This window comes from Streptomyces sp. RPT161 (genome assembly GCF_027533845.1).
In the GTDB taxonomy this organism is placed as follows: domain Bacteria; phylum Actinomycetota; class Actinomycetes; order Streptomycetales; family Streptomycetaceae; genus Streptantibioticus_A; species Streptantibioticus_A silvisoli_A.
In genome coordinates, this window is the sequence record NZ_JAPZVN010000009.1 from 1 (window position 1) to 24,356 (window position 24,356).

Annotated in this window: 28 protein-coding genes; 12 read left to right on the forward strand and 16 right to left on the reverse strand. The window is 70.5% G+C overall.

What is annotated here, in order from left to right; all coding sequences use genetic code 11:
* The 12 genes from O5O46_RS18920 to O5O46_RS18975 all read right to left on the reverse strand — a co-directional run.
* Positions 1-1,016 (reverse strand): PHP domain-containing protein (locus O5O46_RS18920; RefSeq protein WP_269856671.1); only part of this gene is annotated, 1,016 nt, incomplete at its 3' end.
* 83 nt (positions 1,017-1,099) lie between these two features.
* The gene (locus O5O46_RS18925) at positions 1,100-1,672 is read right to left on the reverse strand and encodes an antibiotic biosynthesis monooxygenase (protein WP_269856672.1); all 573 of its coding nucleotides are present in this window, start codon (positions 1,670-1,672) and stop codon (positions 1,100-1,102) included.
* 221 nt (positions 1,673-1,893) lie between these two features.
* Positions 1,894-2,814, reverse strand: a complete 921-nt coding sequence (locus O5O46_RS18930; RefSeq protein WP_269856673.1) for a cobalamin-binding protein — start codon at positions 2,812-2,814, stop codon at positions 1,894-1,896.
* A gap of 102 nt (positions 2,815-2,916) precedes the next feature.
* The gene (locus O5O46_RS18935) at positions 2,917-3,078 is read right to left on the reverse strand and encodes a hypothetical protein (RefSeq protein WP_269856674.1); all 162 of its coding nucleotides are present in this window, start codon (positions 3,076-3,078) and stop codon (positions 2,917-2,919) included.
* 152 nt (positions 3,079-3,230) lie between these two features.
* Positions 3,231-3,473 (reverse strand): 30S ribosomal protein S18, encoded by a 243-nt coding sequence (gene rpsR, locus O5O46_RS18940; RefSeq protein ID WP_269856675.1) that lies wholly within the window; start codon positions 3,471-3,473, stop codon positions 3,231-3,233.
* 41 nt (positions 3,474-3,514) lie between these two features.
* Positions 3,515-4,672, reverse strand: coding sequence for a GTP-binding protein (locus O5O46_RS18945; protein ID WP_269856676.1), 1,158 nt, complete (start codon positions 4,670-4,672; stop codon positions 3,515-3,517).
* Entirely contained in the window at positions 4,669-4,920 is a 252-nt protein-coding gene (locus O5O46_RS18950; RefSeq protein ID WP_269856677.1) for a type B 50S ribosomal protein L31, read from the reverse strand. The genes O5O46_RS18945 and O5O46_RS18950 overlap by 4 nt, the downstream gene beginning before the upstream one ends.
* Positions 4,921-4,925: 5 nt before the next feature.
* The gene (gene rpmG, locus O5O46_RS18955; protein ID WP_269856678.1) at positions 4,926-5,090 is read right to left on the reverse strand and encodes a 50S ribosomal protein L33; all 165 of its coding nucleotides are present in this window, start codon (positions 5,088-5,090) and stop codon (positions 4,926-4,928) included.
* Between the two features lie 217 nt (positions 5,091-5,307).
* Positions 5,308-5,607 (reverse strand): hypothetical protein, encoded by a 300-nt coding sequence (locus tag O5O46_RS18960; protein WP_269856679.1) that lies wholly within the window; start codon positions 5,605-5,607, stop codon positions 5,308-5,310.
* A 190-nt stretch (positions 5,608-5,797) separates the two neighbouring features.
* Positions 5,798-6,226 carry a (2Fe-2S) ferredoxin domain-containing protein gene (locus O5O46_RS18965; RefSeq protein ID WP_269856680.1) on the reverse strand — a complete coding sequence of 143 codons (429 nt, stop codon included), beginning with the start codon at positions 6,224-6,226 and terminating at the stop codon, positions 5,798-5,800.
* 234 nt (positions 6,227-6,460) lie between these two features.
* Positions 6,461-6,817: a GTP-binding protein gene (locus O5O46_RS18970; RefSeq protein WP_269856681.1), complete on the reverse strand. Its 357-nt coding sequence runs from the start codon at positions 6,815-6,817 to the stop codon at positions 6,461-6,463.
* A gap of 7 nt (positions 6,818-6,824) precedes the next feature.
* Complete coding sequence (locus O5O46_RS18975) at positions 6,825-7,325, reverse strand: Fur family transcriptional regulator (RefSeq protein WP_269856682.1); 501 nt, start codon at positions 7,323-7,325, stop codon at positions 6,825-6,827.
* Positions 7,326-7,522: 197 nt separating this feature from the next.
* Between O5O46_RS18975 and O5O46_RS18980 the strand changes: the two genes are divergently transcribed.
* From O5O46_RS18980 to O5O46_RS19005, 5 genes are all read left to right on the forward strand, one after another.
* Positions 7,523-8,992, forward strand: coding sequence for a Y4yA family PLP-dependent enzyme (locus tag O5O46_RS18980; protein WP_269856683.1), 1,470 nt, complete (start codon positions 7,523-7,525; stop codon positions 8,990-8,992).
* Entirely contained in the window at positions 8,982-10,301 is a 1,320-nt protein-coding gene (locus tag O5O46_RS18985) for a pyridoxal-phosphate dependent enzyme (protein ID WP_269856684.1), read from the forward strand. The genes O5O46_RS18980 and O5O46_RS18985 overlap by 11 nt, the downstream gene beginning before the upstream one ends.
* A 6-nt stretch (positions 10,302-10,307) precedes the next feature.
* Positions 10,308-11,510: an aminotransferase class V-fold PLP-dependent enzyme gene (locus O5O46_RS18990; protein WP_269856685.1), complete on the forward strand. Its 1,203-nt coding sequence runs from the start codon at positions 10,308-10,310 to the stop codon at positions 11,508-11,510.
* Between the two features lie 86 nt (positions 11,511-11,596).
* Complete coding sequence (locus tag O5O46_RS18995) at positions 11,597-12,355, forward strand: class I SAM-dependent methyltransferase (RefSeq protein ID WP_269856686.1); 759 nt, start codon at positions 11,597-11,599, stop codon at positions 12,353-12,355.
* A 336-nt stretch (positions 12,356-12,691) separates the two neighbouring features.
* The gene (locus O5O46_RS19005) at positions 12,692-13,066 is read left to right on the forward strand and encodes an ArsR/SmtB family transcription factor (protein WP_269856687.1); all 375 of its coding nucleotides are present in this window, start codon (positions 12,692-12,694) and stop codon (positions 13,064-13,066) included.
* 17 nt (positions 13,067-13,083) lie between these two features.
* Here the strand turns inward: O5O46_RS19005 and O5O46_RS19010 are convergent, their stop codons facing one another.
* Positions 13,084-13,485 (reverse strand): winged helix-turn-helix domain-containing protein, encoded by a 402-nt coding sequence (locus O5O46_RS19010; protein WP_443072568.1) that lies wholly within the window; start codon positions 13,483-13,485, stop codon positions 13,084-13,086.
* 330 nt (positions 13,486-13,815) lie between these two features.
* Here O5O46_RS19010 and O5O46_RS19015 point away from each other — a divergent pair, with 330 nt between their 5' ends.
* A complete protein-coding gene (locus O5O46_RS19015) occupies positions 13,816-14,277 on the forward strand; it encodes a molybdopterin-dependent oxidoreductase (protein ID WP_269856688.1) in 462 nt (153 codons plus the stop codon).
* 21 nt (positions 14,278-14,298) lie between these two features.
* Here O5O46_RS19015 and O5O46_RS19020 read toward each other — a convergent pair whose 3' ends face one another.
* A complete protein-coding gene (locus O5O46_RS19020; RefSeq protein ID WP_269856689.1) occupies positions 14,299-14,718 on the reverse strand; it encodes a TOBE domain-containing protein in 420 nt (139 codons plus the stop codon).
* Between the two features lie 121 nt (positions 14,719-14,839).
* On the opposite strand from O5O46_RS19020, the gene O5O46_RS19025 reads away from it, so the two are divergent.
* Positions 14,840-15,244 (forward strand): TOBE domain-containing protein, encoded by a 405-nt coding sequence (locus O5O46_RS19025; protein ID WP_333482407.1) that lies wholly within the window; start codon positions 14,840-14,842, stop codon positions 15,242-15,244.
* A gap of 51 nt (positions 15,245-15,295) precedes the next feature.
* Here the strand turns inward: O5O46_RS19025 and O5O46_RS19030 are convergent, their stop codons facing one another.
* Positions 15,296-15,751: a hypothetical protein gene (locus O5O46_RS19030; protein WP_269856691.1), complete on the reverse strand. Its 456-nt coding sequence runs from the start codon at positions 15,749-15,751 to the stop codon at positions 15,296-15,298.
* A gap of 222 nt (positions 15,752-15,973) precedes the next feature.
* On the opposite strand from O5O46_RS19030, the gene O5O46_RS19035 reads away from it, so the two are divergent.
* From O5O46_RS19035 to O5O46_RS19055, 5 genes are all read left to right on the forward strand, one after another.
* Positions 15,974-18,349 carry a SpoIIE family protein phosphatase gene (locus O5O46_RS19035; protein ID WP_333482400.1) on the forward strand — a complete coding sequence of 792 codons (2,376 nt, stop codon included), beginning with the start codon at positions 15,974-15,976 and terminating at the stop codon, positions 18,347-18,349.
* A gap of 84 nt (positions 18,350-18,433) precedes the next feature.
* Positions 18,434-19,540, forward strand: coding sequence for a sugar ABC transporter substrate-binding protein (locus tag O5O46_RS19040; protein ID WP_269856692.1), 1,107 nt, complete (start codon positions 18,434-18,436; stop codon positions 19,538-19,540).
* A gap of 4 nt (positions 19,541-19,544) precedes the next feature.
* Positions 19,545-20,339 carry an ATP-binding cassette domain-containing protein gene (locus O5O46_RS19045; RefSeq protein WP_269856693.1) on the forward strand — a complete coding sequence of 265 codons (795 nt, stop codon included), beginning with the start codon at positions 19,545-19,547 and terminating at the stop codon, positions 20,337-20,339.
* Positions 20,336-21,604 (forward strand): sugar ABC transporter permease, encoded by a 1,269-nt coding sequence (locus tag O5O46_RS19050; protein WP_443072569.1) that lies wholly within the window; start codon positions 20,336-20,338, stop codon positions 21,602-21,604. Before O5O46_RS19045 ends, O5O46_RS19050 begins: the two co-directional genes overlap by 4 nt.
* Before the next feature lie 158 nt (positions 21,605-21,762).
* A complete protein-coding gene (locus O5O46_RS19055; RefSeq protein WP_269856694.1) occupies positions 21,763-22,554 on the forward strand; it encodes a polysaccharide deacetylase family protein in 792 nt (263 codons plus the stop codon).
* A 17-nt stretch (positions 22,555-22,571) separates the two neighbouring features.
* On the opposite strand, the gene O5O46_RS19060 is transcribed toward O5O46_RS19055, so the two are convergent.
* Positions 22,572-24,164 (reverse strand): hypothetical protein, encoded by a 1,593-nt coding sequence (locus tag O5O46_RS19060; RefSeq protein ID WP_269856695.1) that lies wholly within the window; start codon positions 24,162-24,164, stop codon positions 22,572-22,574.
* Between the last annotated feature and the right edge of the window lie 192 nt (positions 24,165-24,356).

A 24,356-nucleotide genomic window follows, 5' to 3' on the forward strand; every position in this document is an offset into this window, starting at 1 on the left:
CCCGGGTGGCTGCGGGTCCACTCCAGGAGGCGCTCGACCGGCCAGGTCGTGACCACCCGATCGGCGCGGACGCCGCACTCCTCGGCGCGGGCGCAGCCGTGGATCTGCCAGTCGAGCTGGCCTGGTGCGTGTGCGTCGCTGTCGATGGCGAACAGTGTGTCGTACTCCACGGCCAGGCGCAGCAGATCGCGGGGCGGGTCCAGGCGCTCGGGTCGGCTGTTGATCTCCACGGCTGTTCCGGACTCCGCGCAGGCGGCGAACACCGCCTCGGCGTCGAACAGCGAGGGTGGCCGCTGGCGGCCGGTGACGATCCGTCCGGTGCAGTGGCCGAGCACGTCCACCAGGGGATTGCGGACCGCCGCGACCAGCCGCCGGGTCATGGCCACCGGATCCATGCGCAGCTTGGAGTGCACCGAGGCCACGACCACATCGAGTTCGTCCAGCAGTTCCTCGTCCTGGTCGAGTGAGCCGTCATCGAGGATGTCGCACTCGATGCCGGTCAGCAGCCGGAACGGGGTCAGCTGCGCGTTGAGTTCGGCGACGACGTCCAACTGCTCGCGCAGCCGCTCCGCGGACAGGCCGCGGGCAACCGTCAGCCGTGGTGAGTGGTCGGTCAAGACGGTCCAGCGGTGGCCGATGTAGTCGCGGGCGGTGTAGGCCATGTCCGCGATGGGGCTTCCGCCGTCCGACCAGTTGGAGTGCGTGTGGCAGTCGCCGACCAGCTTCCCGCGCAGCCGCTGCCCACCCTGGGCGAGCGGTTCTTCGGCGGCGCGTTCCAATTCGACGAGGTAGCCGGGCCGCCGCCCGGAGACCGCCTCGCTGATGACCCGTGAGGTGGTCGGGCCGATGCCGGGGAGTGCGGTCAGCGTCCCGGCCGCGACTCGGGCGCGCAGTTCCTCCGGCGGTAGGGCCGCGATCGTCTCCGCGGCAGTGCGGAAGGCACGTACGCGGTAGGTGGCCTCGTGGCGGCGCTCCAGCAGGAACGCGATGCGGTCCAGCGCGGTGACGGGGTCCATGAACGACGAATAGCCGGTCGGAGCGCGATCGACGCACGGACCTGCGGGGTCGTCCCCCGTCTGGCGCAGGGACGGGACGCTCGCTAGCGGCGTGACTCGCTTCGGCGGCCTCGCACGCTTCCGAGCAGGCGGTAGTGCTGCGGAGGGTGTACGTGTACCGCGCTGTCGAGGGGCACGGGCAGTGAGCGGTGCCAGTCGCCGCCCTGCGTGTTCGGTGCGTAGATCAGCGCGCGCTTGCCATCCGTGCTCGCCAGCAGGTGTGCGGCTCCGATGCCCGCGGGCGGTGCGTTCCGCAGGCTGTCCGCGGTGGCGTCGGCCCAGCGCCGAGCGTGTTCGGCCGTCTGTGTCGCGACGTAGAGCAGCGTGATGGACTCGCCGCAGTCGGGCGCGCCGTCCGGGACGACGCTGTGTAGCAGCCGGTAGCGGGACAGTCCCGGACGCTCGATGCCGGGGATCGCCTGGTCGATGCGGTTGACCATGTCCTGGCGGTGCTCGCGTGCGAAGGCGATGTGCGCCTCATCGCTGACCCACTGCGCATGACTGAGCAGCACCCGGCCGTCCGCACTCGCGAAGCAGCTGAGCTGGAGGAACGCATCGAGCTGAAACCGTGCGGACAGCTCGCGCCACTCCCCCAGGCAGGGCCTCGGCGGCCGCACGCTGCCGCTCAGGTGTGCCGACTGTCCACTCGCTCAGCAAGGTGGTACCGGCGTCGGGCCGGGTCATGTCGGGCAGCTGTGACTGATCGGACGTCAAGGTCGTTCTCCTGGACCGTGTGACTGGCGACGTGAACTCCCCGGACGGCCAGGCTTGTTCGGTGGGAGGAGCGGCGCCGGCCGAGCGGGGTGACGCCAGCCTGCAGTCTCAAGCAGGCTTGAAGTCAAGTCCCCGCCAACCGGCGCGCCTCCGCGTGGGTGACCGGGACGCCGGCCGACACACCGTGCAGGACGTGTGCGAGGACTTCGATGCCGCGTACCACGCGGGGGCCGGGCCGGTTGAAGTAGGCGGGGCCGTCGACCACCCAGACCTGGTCGTCGCGCACCGCGGGCAGCTCGGACCAGCCCGGTAGGGCGGTGAGCAAGTGCCGTTCGGCTTCGGTGCGTTCGGGGGTGAAGCCGCAGGGCAGCAGCACGACCGCCTCGGGCCGTGCGGCACGTACCGCATCCCACCGCACCGGTTCGGTGTGTTCTCCGGGTCGTGCCAGCAGCGGCTCGCCTCCGGCGCAGCCGATCTGCTCGGGTACCCAGTGCCCGGCCGGCCACAGCGGGTCCAGCCATTCGACGGCGGCGACCCGGGGGCGTGGCAGGCCCACCACCGCGTCGCGTACCGCGTCCAGTCTGCCGCGCAGTTCGGCGACCCGTCGCGCCGCCGTCTCCGGCACGCCCAGTACCTCGCCGACCCGCTCCAGGCATCCCAGCACCTCGTGGAGGGTGCGGGGCTCCAGACTGATCACCCGGGGCCCGGCGTCCAGGACGCGTACCGCACGCGACACCGTGGAGTAGGAGACCGCGCACACCTCGCACAGGTCCTGTGTCAGCACGACGTCCGGAGCGAGTTCGGCCAGGCGCCGGGTGTCCAACGTGTACAGGGACGAGCCCTGGTGGGTCATTCCGCCCACGGCGTCGGAGATCTCCCGGCTGCTCATGCCGCCGGTCCGCAGCTCGGCGGAGGTGACCACCGGTACGGAGGCCACGGCGTCCGGCGGCCAGTCGCACTCGTGCGTGCGCCCGACCAGATCTCCGACCAGGCCCAGTTCCGCGACGATGTCGGTGGCCGCGGGCAGCAACGACACGATCCGCATACCGCGAGCGTAGGCCCTCTCGCCGCTGGATGTCCGGTGGCCGGACCCTGTGCGCCGGAAGCACACGTGAGCCGCCGGGCCGGGGCCCGGCGGCGGTGCGGGTCAGAAGAAGTCGCGCTCGACGATCTCCTCCCGCTCGATGACCTCCTCGCGCCCGAAGAAACCGTCGCGCTCCACGACGGTCTCGCGCTCGATGATCTCTTCCCCGCCGAAGAACCCGTCCCGCTCGATGATCTCTTCGCGCTCGTAGAACTCTTCACGCACGGCGCTTCCTCATTTCCCTCGGTGCGGGCCGCCCAACCGGGTTGGGGCGACCGATATGTACGGAGTCCGCCAACTCCCCCGTACAGCAGGGGAATCGCCGATCCGAGGGATGATCATAGGGGTGGTTGGGGCCCGCACCGCGCGCGGAGGGCCTACCGGCTGCCGTACGGCAGCAGCGCCATCTCGCGGGCGTTCTTGATGGCCTGGGCCAGGCGGCGCTGCTGCTGGAGGGTCACGCCGGTCACGCGTCGGCTGCGGATCTTGCCGCGGTCGGAGATGAACTTCCGCAGCAGGTCGGTGTCCTTGTAGTCGATGTACGTGATGTCCGCGGCTTCAAGGGGGTTGACGCGCTTGCGGCGGCGGTCGGTGGCTTTGGTGGGGATACGCCGGGACATGTCCGGGTCCTTTCCTTGAGGTCTGGGTTTTCGGGTCGGGGTCAGGACACGGGGTCCAGGAACTCGTCGAAGGCGTGGGGCAGTTGCTGCCACACGTCCCGGCCCGCCGCGTATTCGCTGTCGGTCAGCAGGCAGGAGTCGAGAAGTTCCAGCAGGCCGTCGCGGTCGAGGCCGGGTGAGGTGAACGTGAGGTGCTGGCAGCGGTCACCGTGCTGCGGGTGCCAGTCCAGCGAGGCGGCGACACGGCGCTCGGCCGGGACCATCTCCCAGGCCGCCTCGGGCAGCGCCGCCAGCCACGGTCCGGTCGACTCGACGCACAGGGCGCCGCCCGCCGCGTCCCAGGACAGCAGGGTGTCGGGGCGGTCGGCGAGCCAGAACCGGCCGCGGCTGCGCGCCGCCACACAGGCCAGGTCCTCCAGCGCGGCATAGAGCCGCTGCGGGTGGAAGGGCCGGTCGCGGCGCCAGGCGAGGGTGGTCACCCCGTGGTCGTCGGCCTCCTGGGGCAGCAGTGCGCAGGACGGGTGCTGCCGGGCCGCGGCGGCGGCGAGGTCGAATCCGGTCAGCAGCTCCGGGCCGAGCTCGCCCCCGCCGACCTGGAAGCGCCGTGCGGTGGGGGTGAGTTGGGCCAGCAGTGCCTGGTCGGCGTCGTCCGCCGGTTCCTCTCCCTCGGACAGCGCGAGGACGGTGGGGTACTCGATCTGCCGGGCGAAGGTGTCGGCGATGGTGCGCTGGTCGGTGGGCGCGGCGGCCAGGCCGACCTCGGCGAGGTCGTCGCCGTTGGCGAGGTACGGCAGGACGAGGGCCGGGTCCACCGCGGTGGCCACGCCGGTCAGTTCCAGCGGGGCGCCCGCGGCGGCGATCACGGCGGCCATGGCCTGCGGTTCGACGGAGTCCCACAGTTCGACGACGGCCAGCCGGTACGCGCCGTCCTCCGCGAGTCGCAACAGTTCCGGGACCAGGTCCTCACGCAGCGCGCAGCAGGCGCAGTCGTTGACCAGCGGGGTGTGGCCGGCGCTGACCGGGCCGGTGATGTCCCGGACGGCGCGGTGCACCATGCCGTCCGACGCGGCGGACAGGTCGTGGTGCAGCACGACCGTACCGGGCACGGCGTGCAGGATGTCGCCGATCGCCGCGCGGCGCGCGTCCGCGTGCAGCCCGCCGACGATCGCCACCGGCAGCCGACGATCGGCCGGGCTCATCGCGCCCCCCGCCCGTAGCGCCGCTGGAACAGCTCGACGCGGCCGGCGGTGTCCAGGACGCGCTGGGTTCCGGTGTAGAAGGGGTGACTGGCGGAGGAGACCTCGACATCGATGACGGGGTAGGTGTTGCCGTCCTCCCACTCGATGGTGCGGTCGCTGGTCATGGTCGAGCGGGTGAGGAAGGCGAAGTCGGCGGAGCGGTCGCGGAAGACGACGTGCCGGTACTCGGGGTGGATGCCGGACTTCATGACGGTCAGCGCTCCTCTCGGAAGTCGACGTGGCGACCGACGACCGGGTCGTACTTGCGCAGGGTCAGCCGGTCGGGGTTGTTGCGGCGGTTCTTGCGGGTCACGTAGGTGTAGCCGGTTCCGGCGGTGGACCTGAGCTTGATGATCGGGCGTAGTTCGTTGCGGGCCATGGACAACAGACTACACAGAACTGGTTTTCATTTTCATCTCCAGGTGCCGCCGATCCCCTGCTGTCCCGATCCGAGGTGGAGAAGCACGACCGTCAAGTGGGCCCGGCTGCCAGCAGTTTGGGGCCGCCGCACCTGAAAACGTCGCCGCCGTCACAACTGATCGGCGCCCCGGCCCGAAGGCCGAGGCGCCGATCAGCGTGCGTCGCGGGGACAGCGGTCAGTGGTCGTCCCAGTGGCCTTCGTGCTGGGCGTGGCGGTGTCCGTCGTGGATGTAGTCCACGTGGTCGCCGTGCGGAACGGCGACATGGCCGCACCCGGCGCCGTGCTGGTGGCCGTGGCTGTCGTGGACGCTGTGGCCTGCGGGCTCACACTCGTCCGTGTGCCCCTCGTGGGCGCGGTGCAGGTGTCCGTCGTGGACGTAGTCGACATGGTCGTCGTGCGGAACGGCGACATGGCCGCAGCCAGAGCCGTGCTGGTGGGTGTGGTTGGTGTGGGGAGCGTGGGTGGCGGTCGCCATGGCGATTCCTTCTTTCCGCTCGGTCATGTGCGTCTGCCCCGCGTCATGTGTACTTCGCCTTCGATCCTGACATGCGGTGATCGGAAACGCACCCGAGTGACGGTTGTCGTCTGGAATCCGATGATGTCCGGATACCGCCCTTGCCATGGTCAGCGGTGTTCGATCTTGCGGTGGCCGAGCGGTCCACGCCTCATCGGCGGGTACGACCGCGGCCCCGGGCCCGTGCGCGCGCCTCGCCGGGCGGCTCGATGAACTGGAGTTCCAGGGTCGCAGGCGGATCGATGACGCCGGGGCCGCCGTCGGCGACCCAACGCAGGATGTCATCGGTGCAGTCGTCGTCCAGCGCCCAGCCGATCCAGGCGGCCCGACCGCCGTTGCGCCTGCCCTCGGCGGAGGGCTGGACCACGATCACGTTCGCCTGACCGCAGGGACCGAGGCAGTCGGTGGTACGCAGCGTCAGTCGGCCCCCGGACTCGGCGGCCGCCGCCCGTAGCCGGTCCAGCTGCCACTGGTGGTCGGTACCGGGGTACTTGCTCGGGTTGCCGCAGCAGCAGCCCCGGCAAACGACCACCGTGCACGGCCGACTGCGGGCGGCACCGAACACCACGCCCCTGCTCACCGTGCCGTCCGGGACGGCAGATGACCGCCCGGTCGCCAGGCGGCGAGTGCCGTGATGGTCCCATAGGTGCCCAACGGGCGCGGCGCGGTGTCGGCCCGGCCCCTGCCGGAGAAGCCCACGCGCTCGTTCCCGCGGTGGTCGGACAGTCGGCGAAGCCGGGTTCCCGGGCGGCGCGGTCGCGGTCGCGGCGGAATCAACACCAGCCGCTCACCGCGGAGTTCGCCGACGCGGCGGTCACGGCCAAACCCGCCGTGCAACGGCATGTGCCCCCCTCTGCCAGACATATCGGCTTGGGCGTGCCCGCGATGGCGGGATGCCCTTCGAACGGAAGATATCAGCGCCCCGGACGCTCAACAGGCCGCCCAGCCACCCGTTGAGCCGGTCCTGGTCGAGCTCACCGGGCAGGGTGACGCCGACGGATATGACGGTGGCGTCGTGCCGGCGCCCGCCGTCGGCGCGGAAACAGGTGCCGTCCAGGGCCTGTTGGAGGTCGGCCTGGCGTGTCGGCGGGGACGGCCGAACCGAGGCGAGGAATCCGGCCGGCACGGTGGCGGGCAGGCACCCGCCGCCGGTCGCGGCGGTTTCGCCCATCGACGGGTCAGGCCCCTTCGGGGGCGGTGCTGTGGGGGTCGCGGTTGCGGGCTGGCCGACAGGGTGGCTCGCCCTGTTCGGCGGAGGGCAGGCATCGGGCGCAGATGCCGGTGAGTTCTACGGTGTGATGGACCGCGGCGAACCCCGCGTCCCCACCGACCCGGTCCGCCCATTCCTCCACCACCTCGGAGGCCACCGGCTGGCTGCGCCCGCAACAGCGGCACATCAGGTAGTGCCGATGGCCGTCCGAGAGCCGCCGCCGGTACAGCCGCTCCCCCGCGTCATCGCGGACCACGTCCACCCGCCCGGCCGACTCCAGGTCCCGTAGCGCACGGTAGACGGTGGTCAGCCCGACGCTGTTTCCGGCTGCGGCGAGCAGGGCGTGCAACTCCTGGGCGGAGACGAAGTCCTGGCATCCCGCGAGCACCCTCAGCACGGCGGTGCGCTGCCAGGTCGTACGCCCCCGCGCCTCCCCGCGCGGCGGCTTGCCGGTCGTCCGGCCGCCCACGGCCGATCACCTCCTCGCGAGGCTCTGTATGGTCACAGACCGACACTAAGTGAAAATGACTTCCATGTCCACGTATCTTTTCCGGCCATTCCCACCACTGGGAAGGGGGCGTAAATAGCCTCGCGGGCGGAAATGGGTAGACCGAACAGTCGTTGGGTCACCGCTGGCCCAGCCGATACCAGGGGAGGGAACCTCGGATGGACGTCCCCTTGTACCTGGAGCCGAGGCTGGGCCCACGGCTGGCGTCGTTGGTACGGTCCGGCCCATTACTGCACACACTCGTCGGCGGCCTCGGCTCACCGCTCAACGTGGTCCTACCCCAGCAGATCACCGACAACCTGGCTCGCTTCCGCGGCGTGTACCGCGAGCACCGGCTGGGCGGCGAGGTCCTCTTCGCGCACAAGGCCAACCGTTCCAGCGCCCTGGTACGGCAACTCGCCGCCGCGGGCGGCGCCGTTGAGGTCGCGTCGCTGGGCGAACTCCAGCACGCGCTCGGCGCGGGATTCACACCCGATCGGATCATGGCCACCGGCCCGAAGAACCCGGAGTTCCTGTGGCTGGCCGCCCGCACCGGGGTCGGGGTGCACATCGACTCCCCCGCCGAACTCGACGAACTGACCGCACTGGTGAACCGGTTCCGGCTGCCCCGCGCCCGGATCCTGCTGAGGCTGTCGGGGTTCACGGCGCCCGGGATGAAGGTACTGACCCGGCAGAGCAGGTTCGGCTCACCGGTGGCGGAACTGGACGGGCTACTGAAGGTGGTCGAACGGCACGGCGACGCCGTGGAGTTGCTCGGCGTCGGCTACCACCTGGACACCACCAGCCTCAGCGAGAAGGCGGTGGCACTCGAAGGCTGCCTTCGGGCGATGGACCTGTGCCGGGCCCGAGGGCTGCAACCGCGGGCCATCGACGTCGGCGGCGGTTACGGCGTCAACTACCTCGACGACGGCGAGCAGTGGGACCGCTACACCACGGAGCTGACCAACGCGGTGCTGGGCAGGCGCCCGCCGCTCACCTGGCACCAGCACGGCTACGGACTGCGCAACGACTCCGGCACGCTGCGCGGCGCCCTCGGCCTCTACCCGGCCCATCGGCCGGTAGCCGGTGAGCGCTACCTCGACGCGCTGCTGTCGCACCAAGCCCCGTCGCTGGGCGGCCGGTTGGCCACGCTGCTCCTGGAGAGCCTGTACGACCTGTACACCGAACCCGGTCGGGCGCTGGCCGACCAGTGCGGGCTCACCCTCGCCCGGGTGCTGGAGGTGCGGCGCACGGAGTCGGGCGAGCACCTGGTACGGCTGGAGGCCAACGCGGACGACATCGGCCTGGAGGAACACGGCGTGCTGATGGACCCGCTGCTCATCCCGCGCGACAAGGGCCGAACCCCGGCCGACGCCGAGCCGTTGGGGGTCTACCTCACCGGGAACCTCTGCCTGGAGTCGGACATGGTCACCCGCAGGATGGTCTTCCTCCCGCGTCCGCCCGTCCCCGGTGATCTGCTGGGCTTCGCCAACACCGCCGGATACTGCATGGACTTCAGCGCCGACCACGCGCAACGGCAGCCCGTGGCGCGCAAGGTCGCCGCCTGGCAGGACGGGGACGGCTGGCGATGGTGCCTTGACGAGCAGTACTGGCCGATCACGAATCCCGGGGGCGCGCATGCGGTTTGACAACATCACCGAGGCCATCGGCAACACACCGCTGGTCCGCATCGACCCGGCCGTGCACGGCCTGCGCAACATCGACCTGTACGCGAAGCTGGAAATGCTCAACCCGTTCGGATCGGTCAAGGACCGGGCCGCCTGGAACATGGTGCGCCCCGGTCTGGACTCGGCGGTGGAAAACGGCCACACGGTGGTGGAACTGTCCAGCGGGAACACCGCCAAGGCGCTGGCCGTGATCGCGGGCATGCACGGGCTGTCGTTCAAGAGCATCACCAACCGGATGAAGATCCCCGAGGTCAGGGAACTGCTGCTGCTGCTGGGCGCGGAGATCGAGGAGCTACCGGGACAGACCGAATGCCTCGATCCCACCAACACCGCCGACCCGCTGACGCTCTTTCACCAGTCCCTCACCGAACCGCAGGGCGCCTACCTGTACACCGACCAGTACTACAACGCCCGCAACACACAGGCACACGCCACGGGAACCGGTCCGGAGATCGTCAAGGACCTGGACGGACGGGCCCCAGACTGGTTCATCGCCTGCGTGGGCACCGCGGGCTCGTCCAGCGGAGTGGCCAGGGTGCTGCGCGAACACGACCCGCGGGTACAGGTCATCGGGCTGGTCGCGCACAAGTCGGACTTCATCCCGGGGATCCGCACCATTGACGAGGTACAGGAGGTCGGCCTGTTCGATCCGGCCACCTATGACGCCATCGAGTCGGTGACCTCCGACGAGGCCATCGAGGGCATGCTGGCCCTGGCCCGCCGCTGCGGCCTGCTCGCCGGACCCACCGGCGGCGCCGCGTACTTCGGCGCGGTACGCCAACTGTGCGCTGTCGACAGCGAGTTGACCGAGCGCAGGTCGGCGGTGTTCATCGTGTGCGACCGAATAGAGAGCTATCTGAGCTACGTCCGGGAGCGGCGCCCCGAACTGCTGGGCCGCCCAGTGCGGAAGAACTCCCTCACCACCCTCTCCGACGCCGAAGTTCGCTCGGCCCCGGCCATCGACACCGAGGACGCCCTGAAGTGGATCGCCAGGGAGCGGCCACTCATCGTCGACCTGCGCAGCCCCTTCGCCTACACCGCCCTGCACATCGAGGGGTCCGTCAACATCGTGGACGAACTCTTCGGTGAACTCGTTCGCGGCGGAATGCCGTTCAGCAAGAGCCAGCCGGTGCTGCTGGCATGCCCGGTCGGTGAGCAGTCCGCCCGGTACGCGGCGCTGCTGTCCCGGATGGGCCATCCCGATGTGCGCAGTCTGTCCGGTGGCATCATCGCCTGGCGGGACGCCGGCGCTCCCCTGGTACGGGAGTGAGCCGGGGTGACCACCACGGACACCGACGCGCTGGAGGAGCTACGCGCCTGGCACACCGCGCTGCGCGCCCAGTTCCCCATCATCGCGGCCAACCCGGAGCTGACGTACCTGGACAGCGCCGCGACCACACAGAAACCGCGGGCGGTGCTGGACGCCGTACACGCCTACCTCACCACCAGCAACGCCAATGCCGCGAGGGGCAGTTACACCTGGGCCAACCAGACGACGGCACTGGTGCGGGCCACCCGGCAGCGCGTCAAGGAGTTCCTGCGCGATCCGGTGCCGGAGCGTTCCGAGGTGCACTTCACCAGTGGGGCGACCGAGGGGCTGCGCACCGTCGCGCGGGACTGGCTGACCGGCTTGCTCGCCGACGGTGACGAGATCGTCGTCCCGTTCGCCGACCACCAGGCCAACATCGCACCGTGGCTTGAGGTACGCGACCTGCTCGCCCGGCAGGGGGTGCGCGTCCTGGTGCGCCCCATGCCGTACCAGCCGGGTTCCGGTGACTACGAACCGGGTGCGCTGGCCGAACTGGTGGGCGAGCGCACCCGGTTCGTGGCGGTCACCCATGTACACCATGTGTACGGCGGCGACATGAACGTGCACCGGATCCGCCAGGCGGTGGGGCCGGACGTACCGATCTGCCTGGACGCCGCGCAGAGCGTCGGCCATCTACCGGTCTCCATGGCCGAACTCGATGTGGACTTCGCCGTGTTCTCCGGCCACAAGGCGCTCGCCCTGCCGGGCAGCGGCGCCGTGTGGGCCCGTAACGCTCGCGGGCCGCGCTTCGTACCGGGCGGCTGGGACGGCACCCCCAACACCAGCGGAATCGCCAGCCTGCGGGCGGCACTTGACTGGCTGGACTCCGCGGGCATCGACCGCGTCGAGCGATGGACCACCGCGCTGGCCGCCCGGCTCACCGAGGGGCTGCGCCAACTCGACCCGTACGAAGTGCTGGGATGCCAGCGCAGCCTCGCCGCCCGGACCGACGTACAACAGCGGCGCGGCATAGTCACCTTCCGGCACCGCGACATCGACTCGGGTGATCTGGGATTCGTGTTGTTCAGTGAGGGGTTCATGGTGCGCAGCGACAGCCACTGCCAGGGCAGCGGCGGCGAGAAGCAGAACTCGGTGCGGGTGAGTCTGCACGTATACAACGCCCCGGAGGAGATTGACCGGCTTCTGAGGGTTTTGAGCACGTTGGAGTGAAGCACCCGCACTTGAAAATCGTTTCCACCTGTAGGCTCGGCACTGTCGGACGGATGGTTACGAGATGGCAGAGGTGGCGCGCCCCGATGGGACTGAGCATGGCAACGGCCGCGCTGTGGGTAGAGCGTTGGGAACGCCAGCAGCAGCGGTACGCCGTCGACCGCGAGGAGCGGTTCACGGTGATCGCGGACATCGTTGAGCATGTCACCGCCGGCCAGCCGAAGCCGCTGATCGTGGACCTCGGCTGCGGCCCCGGATCGCTGGCCGTGCGACTGGCGGAGCGGCTGCCGCACGCGGACATCGTGGCCGTGGACCGCGACCCCCTCCTGCTGGAGCTGGGCAGAACCCACCATGCGGCCGCGGCCCGGTTCGTGGAGGCGACCATCGGAGCGGACGGCTGGCTCCAGGCGCTGGAGCTGGACCAGCCGCTGGATGCCGTCGTCTCCACCACCGCACTGCACTGCCTGCCGCCGGAGGTGCTGGGACGCGCCTACGAACAACTGGCCGCGCTGGTACGGCCCGGCGGGGTGCTGGTCAACAGCGACCAGTTCGGCCCGGGCGGCGACCCGGCGTCGCGGATCGCCGCCGAGGTGGGACGGCGCCGGGCCGAACGGCAGCGGCTGCGCGAACGTGAGGACTGGACGTCCTGGTGGGCGGCCGTGGCGGGCGAACCCGAGCTGGCCCAACTGCTCACCGACCAACCCAGGCCGTCCTGCGCACACCACAACCGCGACAACGGTCTGGACGTGTCCCACCACGTGGAACTGCTACGCCGGGTGGGATTCCGACACGTCTGCCCGGTCTGGCAGTTCGGCACCGGTTGCGTTCTGGTAGCGGTGCGCTGACGGCCGTGGATCAGCTGCCTTCGGCCGCCGGTGCGTGCCAACGGCGCTCGACCTTGGCCAGGCCGCCAGTAGACGAGTGCGCAGGCCCAGACCACCGCGGACAGGCCGACGATGATGAGGCGGCCCACGTCGTTCGGGTCGATGCCGGAGATCCAGCCGGCAGGGCCGTACTGGACTTTTCAGACAGGGTCAGTGGCGAGGGCCGCTCCGGTTTCGCACCGCTCTTCCCGAACACCACGGCTGGGCAACGGTAGATGTTCAGTCAGGGTGGCCTCAAGCCTGCACAGATATGCACGTGTGTTGGTCATCGGCGGGCAAGGGGTGAGAATGGGGCCCATGCACTTGGTTCCGCCGGAGCGCGCGCATCAGCACCCCATTGACGAGCACACCGTGTGCCACGCCATCGAGGGGATCGGCGACCCCGAGCGGGTGCGCGCCTGGGCCGAGCGGTTCGCCCTGCTCGCCGACCCCGGCCGCCTCTCGCTGCTGCTCGCGCTGCACCGGGCAGGCCCCATCGCGGTCTCCGACCTGGCGCTCGCCACCGGGATCCGGGACACCGCGGTCTCCCAGGCGCTACGGCTGCTGCGTACCTCGGGCGCGGTACAGGCCGACAAGGACGGACGGGTGGTCCGCTACCGCCTGCGCGCCCCGGAGATCGCGGAGCTACTCGAAGTGCTCGCCACGCACGGTTCAACCCCCTCGCCCGGATAGCCTCACGCGGCCGCCACTCATGCGGGGCGGTATGTGTAGCCGACCTGACGCACGGTCGCGATCAGCGATCGGTGTGCCGGGCCGAGTTTGCGGCGGAGTCGGGCGATGTGGACGTCGACGGTGCGGGTGTCGCCGATGGACGGCTGCCGCCACACCTCGTTGATCAGCTGGGCGCGGGTGTGCACCCGCCGCGGGGCCGCCGTCAGATGGGCGAGGAGTTCGAACTCCAGGTAGGTCAGGGTGAGCGTTCGCCCGTCAATCGACGCCGTACGCCGCTCGCGGTCGATGACCACACCCTGCGGTGGCGCGACGGGCTCGGCGACCGCGACGGCTTCGGGTGCCGAGCGGTCCCAAATCGGCTGTGTGTACCGGCAGTTCCGGTGGATCGAGTACCGCGTGCGCGGATAGCGGACCAGCACGGCTCTCCTTAGCGGTCGATGAGGGTGACCAGTTGCCGACGCGCCCAGTAGCAGAGTTGGTGGGCAGCGGTGCGGGCTCGGGTGCTGACAGTCGGGTGCGCTTCGGGGCGGGCCATGACACCACAGCTTATCGCAATCGGTTTTCATTTTCATCAGCGATGCACGGCAAGCCCCCTAGGTTCGCAGATGCGAGGCCATTCCCCGCACCAACCAAAGATTCGCCAGGCTTCGCGGCCGAAAAGTCGGGCAGATTCGGTTCCCGATCTCCAGGGGCGGGCATCACGTTCTGCGAGCAGCCCGACTCACGCCCGTACGCCGAGGGGACCGCCGATGAGCCGCATCACAGCACCGCCCCGGACGCTGCGCTTGTACGGTGACCTCGAACGCCCCGGCGACCTGACGGTGGCCCAACTGCGGCGGTGGCCGGCCCAGCGGGCCGAAGTCGTCTTCGACTGCGCGACCAACGGCGCCCAGCGGCATGTCTTCACCGGGCCGCTGCTGCGGGACGTGGCCACCGAGGCCCACCCCACTTTCGACGTGCGCCGCCGCAAGGACCGTTCGCGGTTCCTGATCGCGGTGTTCGGTGGCGACGGCCATCGCTCGGTGCTGTCCTGGCCCGAGATCGACGCCGAGTTCGGCAACTCCCCCGTGCTGCTGGCCACCACCCTCGACGGGCGCCCGCTGGACGCGGACGGCAGCCAGCTGGTGGTACCCGGCGACGCCTGCGGGGCGCGCTACGTCAGCGCGATCACCAGCATCTGGGTCGGGGCCTACCTTCCGCCCGACCGCTAGGCGGGCGACCGCGGCGTCCCGTCAGGCGGCGGCGAGCGCGATCTCCGTCGACTTGATCAGCGCGACCACCGGGGAACCCGCGGCCAACCGGAGTTCCTCGACGGCGTCCTTGGTGACAGCGGCGGTCAACTCCCCGCCCTCCACGGCCACTTTGACCGTCGCCATGGCTTCACCGGTGGCCACCGCCGAGACCGTGCCGGGGATCTGGTTGCGGATGCTGACCCCGGTCACCGGGCCGGTGGCCAACGCCACCTCGGTGGACTTGACCAGGGCGCGCACCGCACTGCCCTCGGCGATCCCGAGGTCTCTGACCGCCTCCAGCGTCACCGCGGCGGTGATCTGCTGACCACCGGCCAGTCGAGCCTTCACCGTGGCCATGACCGTGCCAGGGGTGACCGATACGACAGTACCGGGAAGCTGGTTGCGCATGCTCAGACTCATGGAACGCCACCTCGGGCCCTTCGCGCGGAATATCCCGTTTTCCGGATGTGCCACAGACACAGTAGCCAGCACTGGCCGTCGATGATCGCGACCCGTCGCAAACGCCGGACAAAGGGCCACTATCGTGAGGCACATGCAGTCCTACACGATCGGCCAGGCGGCGCGGCTACTCGGCGTCAGTCCGGACACCGCCCGCCGCTGGGCGGACGGCGGCCGTATCCGCACGCACCGCGACGAGGCCGGTCGCCGTCTCATCGACGGCCGGGACCTGGCCGCGTTCTCCGTGGAACTGGCGCAGAGCGCGGGGGGCGAGGAGGAGGCCTCGTACACCACGGCCCGCAACGCCTTCCCCGGTATCGTCACCGCGGTCAAGCTGGGCGATGTCGCCGCCCAGGTGGAGATCCAGGCCGGACCGCACCGGCTGGTCTCGCTGCTCACCCGGGAGGCCGTCGAGGAACTCGGACTGGAGGTCGGGGTACAGGCCACCGCCCGGGTGAAGTCGACCAACGTCCACATCGACCGCTGAACCCTGAGCCGCGGCTCCGGCCCGGTCGGCTGACCGAGTACCCGCTCCGCTCTAGCCCCTGTCGAGCTCCGGAACATCATGGCCCAGACCGCGGGCCTCGTCGGCATGGACATGATGCAGCAGTCGGTGCGTCTCCCGGGCGAGGCGCAGTCTTTCCTCTTCCATGCGGGAGCGCCTGCGGTTGGTGCGCACCAGGTGCAGGGTGCCGCCGGCGGCGATGCACGCGCCCACGTCGCTGGTCACGTTGGTGTAGTTGCCGCCGATGAGTTCGGCGGTGGCACTGGGGGTGAGGATGTGGGCCAGCGGCAGCACGACCAGGTAGATGCCCAGCGCGACCAGGAAGATGACGTGCACCTTGCTGGCCAGGGCGCGCGGCACCCAGGCCAGGATCCGGTCGAAGGCGTGTCCCGGGTGGGCTATCCCGGTCAGTGACTCCACCGGCCGCGTTCCCGGGTCGGTCGGCTGCTCGTCGACGGTGGGTACGGTTCCGCCGGATTCCGTGCTCATTGGCCCTCCCCTGGGTCCCGGTTCCCCACATCGTAGCCACGCCACTTGCGTGATTGCGCAAGCCCGCAATCAGAACTACGGACCCGGGGCCAATCGGATCAATCTCGCCCTTAAGCGGGAATGTGTGATGATAAAGGGCCAGAGCGAGGCGGCCCCCATGCCGTGAAACCGGGCGGCCGGGGCCCACGGAGTCGACTCCCTGCTACGAGGACGCTGCGGATCGTGACGGATCGGGGCGAGGGGTTCGCCGGGGCGGCGCTCACCGCCGTCTACGTGCTGGACCTGGACGCCGACGAGCTACGACAGACCGATGCGGTCGGGGACAGTCCCGGCACCGGGTTCGGATTGTCGTCCAGATACCCCTTGTCCGGCAGCTCGCCGGTGGCCGACGCCTTCCGCACCGGGCAGCCGCTGTGGTTGACCCCGGCGGAGGTGACCGCACACGGTGACGGCCAGCCCGCCGACGTCTCCCTGGGCGCCCTGCCGCTGGGCGCCAACGGCAAGCGGCTGGGCTGCCTGGTCGTACTGGACCGCGGCGGGGACGGTTTCGACACCGTGCGGCGCAACTTCCTGGAGCTGTACGCGGACCAGGTCGGCGCGCTCCTCGACGCCGCCGACGTCCCCTGCGGTACCACGGCCCCGGACTGCGCACTGCGGCACATGCGGGTCGGTTCGTTCACGCTGGTGCTGGGCACCGGGCAGATCGACGCTGACAGACAGGTGCTCGATCTGGCCGGGATCCACCCGAGCGAGTTCGACGGACGCGTGGAGACCCTGCTGGCGCACACCGTTCCGGAGGACCTGCCCGCACTGATGTCCGTGGTCGAACCGGGGCATATGGCCTCCAGCAGGCGGGAGTTGGAGTTCCGGATGCGCTGGCCGTCGGGCGAGCTGCACTGGCTGCGGCTGCGTTGCCGGGTGCTGGCCGACTCGGACGGCAGGCCGGAGCGGATGCTGGGCGTGGTGGCCGAGTCCTCGCATCTGCGGCCCAGCACGGACGAGGTCTCCCGGGTGCAGCGGCTGTCCGCGATCCTGGCCACCGCGATGACCGTACGGGACGTGAGCCGGGGGGTGGTGGCCGCGCTGCGCGAGCCCCTGGGCGCCGATCGGATGGCGCTGTCCGAGTTGCACGCCAGCCGACTGGTGGTCACCGTCCTTGACCCGCCGGAGCCCTCGGCGTGGCCGGAGATCTGGCGCGCCGAGTGGCGTTCCGAGTGGCCCGAGGCCCCGGCCCGCGCCCTGCCCACCCTGGAGGCCGCGCTGCGTGAGGGCCGCACCAGCCTGTGGACCACCAGCACCGGCCTGGAGCCGGGGCTCGCCGGACTCGGCCGCGGCGGACTCGCGGTGCTGCCACTGCCCGCCGACGGCCGGCTGGTCGGCGCCTGCCTGCTCGGCTGGGACAACCCGCATGAGTTCGGCACCGAGGAGCGGTCGCTGCTGACCGCGACCGCGGGACTGGTGGGGCAGGCCCTGGTGCGGGCCCGCGCCTTCGACGCCGAGCACGAGCTGGCCGCGATGCTCCAGCGCAGCCTGCTCCCCCGCAAGCTGCCCGAGCTGCCCGGCTGTGCGGCGGTAGCCCGTTACCTGCCCGCCACGGCCGGGCTTGAGGTGGGCGGCGACTGGTACGACGTCATCCCGCTCTCCGACCGGCATGTGGCGCTGGTCATCGGCGACGTACAGGGGCACAGCGCCGAGGCCGCCACGGTCATGGGCCAGATCCGCACCGCCATCCGGGCCTACGCCGTGGAGGGCCACCCGCCGGACGTGGTGGTCTCGCACGCCAACCGGCTGCTCGTGGGCATGGACACGGACTCGTTCGCCACCTGCTGCTACGTCGCGCTGGACACGGAGGAGGGCGACGCGTGGATCGTCAGGGCCGGGCATCTGCCGCCGCTGCTGCGCGACCCGGACGGCAACTCCAGCGAGGTGTTCGCCGAGGGCGGTCCCCCGCTGGGGGTGCTGGCGGACGCGGAGTTTCCCCTGACGGTGGTCGGGCTGGCCGCCGGAAGCGTCATCACACTGCTCACCGACGGCCTGGTCGAGTCGTCCAGCCTGCACCTGGACGACGGGATGCGCCGGGTGCGCGAGGTGCTCTCCGCCACCGACCCGTCCGACGTCGACCGGCTGGCCGACGCGGTGATCAGCGGCGCGGACCGACGTGACGATGACGTCGCGGTGCTGCTGCTGCGCTACGACGGGTTGCGGGCCCGGCCGCTGCGCGCGGGCTGGGCGGTGTGGCGGCTACCCGACGCCGTTATGCACGCCCGCCGCTTCACCGCGCGCACCCTGCGCTCGTGGAAGGTGAGCCAGCAGACGGACGCGGTGCTGCTGATCGTCTCCGAGCTGGTCACCAACGCCCTGGTGCACACCCAGGGCGAGGTTCGCCTGGATCTCACCCTGGCCGGGGAGCGGTTGCGGGTGGCGGTCAGCGACTCGTCGCCGCGCGCACCGGTCAAGCCGACGAGCGTGGACTGGGAGGTGACCGGCGGCCGGGGGCTGCTGCTGGTGGAGGCCATGGCGTGCTCGTGGGGTGCGGTTCCACTCAGCGGCGGCAAGCAGGTGTGGGGGGAGATCGTCCTGGCACCACTGGAGAGCTGAACCGTCGACCCCCAGCCCCGAGTCCGATTTTTCGGGTATTGCGGCTATTGTCGAGAGGAGAACCACGACCGGAAGTGCCCGCGGATGAAGAGTTCTCTGGGTCGCGCTGCGGTTGCCGTGACAGCGGTGTCCCTGGCCGTCGGCCTCGCCGCCTGCGGAACGGCCCGCGGCCCCGGCATCCCGACCGCCGTCGCCAAGGGCAGCGGCGGCTTCACGATCGGCCTGCTCCTTCCCGACACCCACACCGCACGCTGGGCGACCGCCGACAAACCGCTGGTCGAGAAGAAGGTCCGGCAACTGTGCCCGCACTGCACGGTGGACTACGCCAACGCCTCGGCGGACGTGGCGACCCAGCAACAGCAGATCGACTCGATGATCGCCAACGGCGTCCGGGTGCTGATCCTCGATCCGGTCGACTACAAGGCGCTGCGCTCCTCCGTCACCAGGGCGCACGACGCCCACATCCCGGTCGTCTCCTACGACCGACTGGCCCAGGGCCCGGTCTCCGCCTACTCCAGCTACGACTCCTGGCAGATCGGCCGGATCCAGGCCCAAGGCCTCCTGGCCGCCATGGGCAGCAAGGCGCACGATCCGCGGGTCGTGATGATGAACGGCGACCCCACCGACCCGAACACCGCGGCGCTGAAGGACGGCGCGCTCTCCGTCCTCAAGGGCCGGGCCAAGATCGCCGCGACGTACTACACCGGCGGCTGGATCCCGGAGAACGCGTTCAGCAACATGTCCGCCGCCATCGCCGAACTGGGCGCGGGCCGGATCGACGGTGTGCTGTCCGCCAACGACGGCCTGGCGTCCGGCGCTCTGTCCGCCCTCAAGGCGGCCGATGTCACACCGCTGCCCCCGATCACCGGTCAGGACGCCGATCTGGGCGCCATACAGCGGCTGCTCACCGGCGAGCAGAGCCTCACCGTCTACAAGTCCTTCGTGTCGGAAGCCGACGCCGCGGCACGGATGGCCGTCGCGCTGGGCCGTGGCCGGACGTTGCACGGCATCGCCAACGCCCGGGTCAGCAACGACACCAGCAAGGACATTCCGGCCGTCCTCGGCACCCTGGTGCCGGTGACCGCGCACACCATCAGGCAGACCGTCGTCGACCGCGGCCCCTACACGGTCAGCCAGATCTGCACGCCCCAGTACAGGTCCGCCTGCGAGAAGGCCGGTCTCACCGGTTAAGGAGATGGTCGATGTGTCCACCACGCCCGTGCTGGCACTGCGCGGAATCTGCAAGCGGTTCGGCGCCGTCCAGGCGCTCACGGACGTCGAGTTGGAGATCCACGCCGGTGAGGTGGTCGCCCTGGTCGGCGACAACGGCGCCGGAAAGTCCACCCTCGTCAAGGTGATCACCGGTGTCGGCCCCGCGGACGAGGGCGTCATCGAGTGGAACGGCCGACCGGTCCGCATCAACCGCCCCCATGACGCCCAGGCCCTGGGCATCGCGGGCGTGTACCAGGACCTCGCGCTGTGCGAGACCCTCGATGTGGTCGGTAACGTGTTCCTCGGCCATGAGCTGTGCAAGGGCGGTGTCCTTGACGAGGTGGCCATGGAACGCCGTACCCGGCAACTGGAGTTGATGGACACCCTGTCCATCCGGATCCCCAGCGTACGGGTCCCCGTCGCGTCGCTCTCCGCGGGCCAGCGGCAGATGGTCGCGATCGCCCGCGCACTGCTGAGCGATCCCAAAATCCTCATCCTGGACGAGCCCACCGCCGCCCTGGGTGTCGAGCAGACCGCCCACTTCCTCGACCTCATCGAGCGGTTGCGGGAACGCGGCATCGGTGTGCTGCTGATCAGCCACAACCTGGGCGACGTCAAGGCCGCGGCCGACCAGGTCGCTGTGCTGCGCCTCGGCCGGAACAACGGCTTCTTCGACGTACTGACCACGTCCCAGGAGCAGATCGTCTCCTCCATCACCGGAGCAACCGACAACGCCGTGACGCACCGCAAGGCATGGGCGTGGGAGGCGATGCTGTGAACAGGGCGGAAGCTTCCGAACTCAAGGCCGCGAAGGCGCACACCGACTCCACCGCCAGGCGCCGCCAGGGCGAGCCGGACCGGGAAGCGCCGGGCTATCTGGACGAGTTCGTCCGCAAGCTGCGCGGCGGTGAACTGGGCTCGCTGCCGGGAGTGTTCTGCGTCGTGGTGATCTGGATCGTCTTCCAGGTCCTGGACCACCAGTTCCTCTCCCCGCGCAACCTGTCCAACCTAAGCGTGGACATCGTCGGCACGGGACTGATCGCGGTCGGCATCGTCTTCGTGCTGCTGCTGGGCGAGATCGACCTGTCGGTCGGCTCGGTCAGCGGGCTGGCGGCGGCGGTGTTCGCCGTGCTGAACGTCAACGACGGCCTGCCGGAGTGGCTGGCGGTGCTCGCCGCGGTGCTCGTCGGCGCCGCGATCGGCGGCATCCAGGGGTTCTTCTTCGCCAGGGTCGGGGTGCCCGCCTTCGTGGTCACCCTGGCGGGGCTGCTGGCCTGGAACGGTCTGATGCTGCACGTCCTCGGCGCGAGCGGCACCATCAACCTCCATGAGCGGGGCCTGGTCTACGCCCTGACCAACCGCTACTTCCACCACACGGCCGCGGCGTACGGGCTGGCCGCACTGAGCGCCGCGGTGTTCTTCCTGACCTCGTACCAGGACCGGCGGCGGCGCAGGGCCGCCGAGGTGCCGTACCGGCCGCTCGCCGAGATCGCCCTGCGCACCGGCGGGGTCGCGGTGATCGCGTTCGCCACCGCCTATGTGCTCAACCGGTTCGAGGGCCTGCCGCTCGCGCTGCTGGTCTTCCTTGTCTTCGTCGTCGGCCTCGACTACGTGCAGCGGCGCACGAAGTACGGCCGCCGGATCCGCTCGATCGGCGGCGGTGTCGAGGCGACCCGGCGAGCGGGCATCAACGTGGTGTGGGTACGGGTCTCGGTGTTCGCGATCTCCGGGACGCTGGCCGCGATCGGCGGGCTGTTCCTCGCCTCGCGGGTGGCCTCGGTCGGCCAGACCTCCGGCTCCAGCATCCTGATGATCAACTCCATCGCCGCGGCCGTCATCGGCGGCGCCAGCCTGTTCGGCGGGCGCGGCAGTCCCTGGTCCGCGCTGCTCGGCATGCTCGTCATCCAGTCGATCGCGTCCGGGATGCTGCTCATGGGGATCCAGACCACCGTGCAGTACATGATCACTGGCGGTGTGCTGCTGGCCGCCGTGGTGCTGGACTCGCTCTCCCGCCACTCCCAGAAGACGCACGGCCGGGCGTGAGCGGACCCCTCCCGGCGCCGCGGGGACGTTAAGGCTAATGGCGTACTCCCGACTGCCGGGGACGGTGCCCGGTGCCAGGGTGGCGGTGTAACGCGGCGACGGGCGAACGCCCGCTGGTGCCGCGATGGGGGCAACCGCTACGAGGGAGACGATGTCCCGTGACGGTGAGCGTGCCTCGGCGGGCTGTGCTGTACACAAGCGGTCTGGTGATGGCGGCCGTGGGCGGATGGGGCCTGCTGGTCGACCCGCCCTGGCGGCACGCGGTCGCCGGCGGGCGGTCCCGGTCCCGGTTCCCCACCCCCGGCCCCGCACAGAGCGAGGACGGCGATGTGCGCGGGCCGCAGTACCACGTGGACGCCGGCCCCAAGACCATCGCCATCACCTTCGACGACGGGCCGGACCCCCGCTACACCCCGTTCATACTCGACGAGTTGCGGCGCCACCATGTCACCGCCACGTTCTGCATGATCGGTGAACACGCCGCCAGACACCCAGACTTGGTGGCCCGCGTCGTCGACGAGGGGCACGCGCTGGCCAACCACACCTGGTCGCACCCCAATCTGCGGCATCTGCGTCCCGCGCAGATACGCGACCAGATAGAGAAGGCCGCCGACGCCATCGAGTCGGCCTCCCGGGGGAACCGCCCGGGGCTGTTCCGCGCCCCGTTCGGAACGTTCACGCCCGCCGTGCTGTCCGCGTGCTCGGAGTACGACCTGCGGCCGCTGGCCTGGTCGGTGGATCCGCGCGACTGGTCCCGTCCGGGCAGTGCGCGGATAGCCGCCACCGTACTGGACCGCACCCGCACGGGAGCGATCATCATCAACCACGACGGCGGCGGCGACCGATCCCAGACCCTGGCGGCCGTGCGCACCTATCTCCCGCGGCTGATCGCCGCGGGCTACCGGTTCACCACTCCCTTCTCCGGAGCCGACGACAGCGACGGCGAGTAACCCACCGTCGGCGTCGGCTACCAATGGACCTTCTTGGGCGGTCGGCACGACTTGCTGGGCGCCGGGGTGGGGCTGTTCCCGGTGCCGGTGCCGCCCGCGGTGCCGCCTGCCGGGGCGGTGGCACTGGTGCTGGGGGCCGGGGCTGAGGCGGTCGCGGTGGGCGGCATGCCGCCGGTGCCGGTGGGCGCGCTCGGCATGGCCGAGGCGGTGGGCGCGGCGGACGGCGGGGTCTTGCCGAGCGGGGTGAGGGCGGCGGCGGTGACCACCCCGTTGCCGTTGGTCGTCAACGTGATCGGGTTGGCGGCGTTCAGCAGCTTGCCGCAACCGAGGTTGGTGAAGCTCTGGTTCGCCCGCATCGCCAGGAAGGTGAACAGGTTGGTGGCCATCGCGGCGTCCACGGACGGCGCGTTGGCGAACATCGCCTGGTCCTTGAACACCCTTTGCACACCCGCGGGGTTGTTGAACATGTTCTTGCAGTACGTCGTACCGTTGCCGTTGTCGGCGGCGCCGATCGGGGGCTGGTCGACTCCGGCGCGGTAGAGGTTGGCCTTGCCCTGGCTGGCGTTGGCGTTGTTCAGCGTCATCGGATCGTTGAGCGGTACGAGGGCGACCGGGGCCTTCTGGTTGGCCGCCGCGGACAGTTCGTCCAACGGCAGGGCGGCGCTCGGCTGGTTGTCGCTGGACTGGTCCGGTGTGGTCCACGGTGTGCAGCCGAGGGCCGGGTCGATGAACTGGCTCAGCAGCAGGTTGTCGCTGCCGTTGGCCAGATCGGTGGCGTTGGCCACCGCCGCCTTGCCCGCGGCGTTGTTCTGGGCGGTCTGCCCCTTGCCGTTGGCCAGGTAGTGGGTGACCACGTTGTCACTCTGGTCCTGGTCCACCACGGAGAAGTCACGGGTGGTGGGACAAGGCATCCCGTCCTTCGCCATGCCCAGCGCCGGGACCTGCAACTGCTTGTTGGCGATCTGGCCGTTGGCGGCCTGGAAGAACGCGGGGGCGTTGCACTGCGCGAACTGCCCGAAGACCGAGCCGTTCTGACCGTTGACGCACTTGCCCTGGGTGAGACTGTTTGCGCCCGCGGCCGACTTCAGCGTCAGGTTGGTTCCGTTGAACCCGAACCAGATGCCGACCGTGGACCCCGCCGGGACCTGCGCGGCGGCCGGGGGCGCGGCCGGTTGGGTGCCCTTGTCGACCACCAGCGGGTCGTAGAGCGTGAGTTGGCCGTTGCCGCCCATGACCGCGGCTTCGACGAACGCCGACTGGTTGGCGTTGGCCTCGTTGCAGGGTCCCATCGCGGGGTTGGTCGCGGTCAACTGGTAGGGCGTGGCCAGGCCTTGGGCGCTCAACGGGTTGGCGGGGACGATCAGGGTGCAGTTCGGGTTGGCGTTGGCAGCCGCGGCCGGGTTGGCGGCGGCGCTGGGGCTAGTGGACGGGGCGGCTGCGGCGGCACCGCGGTGGTGGTGGACGCCGACCGCGGCGAACACGGTTCCGGCGAGCGCGCCCATGGCCAGCGGTACGCCCGCGAGGGTGAGCGTCAGCTTGGAGATCCTTCGGCGGCGTACCCGCTGCCGTCGCAAGGTCCGACGGGACTTCTCGGTGCGTATGTGCGACACGTATCCGGCTCCGATCTTCCTGGTTCAGTCGGCCCGTCGCCGAACCGCCTCGGCGTCAGCGGCGGAACCGGGCCGCCCCTGCACACGTACGGGCGCGCGGTGGGGTTCAATTCCCGGGGCGACGCGGCCACTTGGCAGCGCCGGGACAGGCCCAATCCGACTCGGTGGCTTCGGCCGCCGGATGTTCCCACC

Bases quoted from the DNA above. Each gene is read 5' to 3' on its own strand.
- O5O46_RS18930 (WP_269856673.1), bottom strand. From the start codon at position 2,814: ATGCGGATCGTGTCGTTGCTGCCCGCGGCCACCGACATCGTCGCGGAA.
- rpsR (WP_269856675.1), bottom strand. From the start codon at position 3,473: ATGTCCCGGCGTATCCCCACCAAAGCCACCGACCGCCGCCGCAAGCGC.
- O5O46_RS18945 (WP_269856676.1), bottom strand. From the start codon at position 4,672: ATGAGCCCGGCCGATCGTCGGCTGCCGGTGGCGATCGTCGGCGGGCTG.
- O5O46_RS18950 (WP_269856677.1), bottom strand. From the start codon at position 4,920: ATGAAGTCCGGCATCCACCCCGAGTACCGGCACGTCGTCTTCCGCGAC.
- rpmG (WP_269856678.1), bottom strand. From the start codon at position 5,090: ATGGCCCGCAACGAACTACGCCCGATCATCAAGCTCAGGTCCACCGCC.
- O5O46_RS18960 (WP_269856679.1), bottom strand. From the start codon at position 5,607: ATGGCGACCGCCACCCACGCTCCCCACACCAACCACACCCACCAGCAC.
- O5O46_RS18970 (WP_269856681.1), bottom strand. From the start codon at position 6,817: ATGGGCGAAACCGCCGCGACCGGCGGCGGGTGCCTGCCCGCCACCGTG.
- O5O46_RS18980 (WP_269856683.1), top strand. From the start codon at position 7,523: ATGGACGTCCCCTTGTACCTGGAGCCGAGGCTGGGCCCACGGCTGGCG.
- O5O46_RS18985 (WP_269856684.1), top strand. From the start codon at position 8,982: ATGCGGTTTGACAACATCACCGAGGCCATCGGCAACACACCGCTGGTC.
- O5O46_RS18995 (WP_269856686.1), top strand. From the start codon at position 11,597: ATGGGACTGAGCATGGCAACGGCCGCGCTGTGGGTAGAGCGTTGGGAA.
- O5O46_RS19005 (WP_269856687.1), top strand. From the start codon at position 12,692: ATGCACTTGGTTCCGCCGGAGCGCGCGCATCAGCACCCCATTGACGAG.
- O5O46_RS19015 (WP_269856688.1), top strand. From the start codon at position 13,816: ATGAGCCGCATCACAGCACCGCCCCGGACGCTGCGCTTGTACGGTGAC.
- O5O46_RS19020 (WP_269856689.1), bottom strand. From the start codon at position 14,718: ATGAGTCTGAGCATGCGCAACCAGCTTCCCGGTACTGTCGTATCGGTC.
- O5O46_RS19030 (WP_269856691.1), bottom strand. From the start codon at position 15,751: ATGAGCACGGAATCCGGCGGAACCGTACCCACCGTCGACGAGCAGCCG.
- O5O46_RS19040 (WP_269856692.1), top strand. From the start codon at position 18,434: ATGAAGAGTTCTCTGGGTCGCGCTGCGGTTGCCGTGACAGCGGTGTCC.
- O5O46_RS19045 (WP_269856693.1), top strand. From the start codon at position 19,545: ATGGTCGATGTGTCCACCACGCCCGTGCTGGCACTGCGCGGAATCTGC.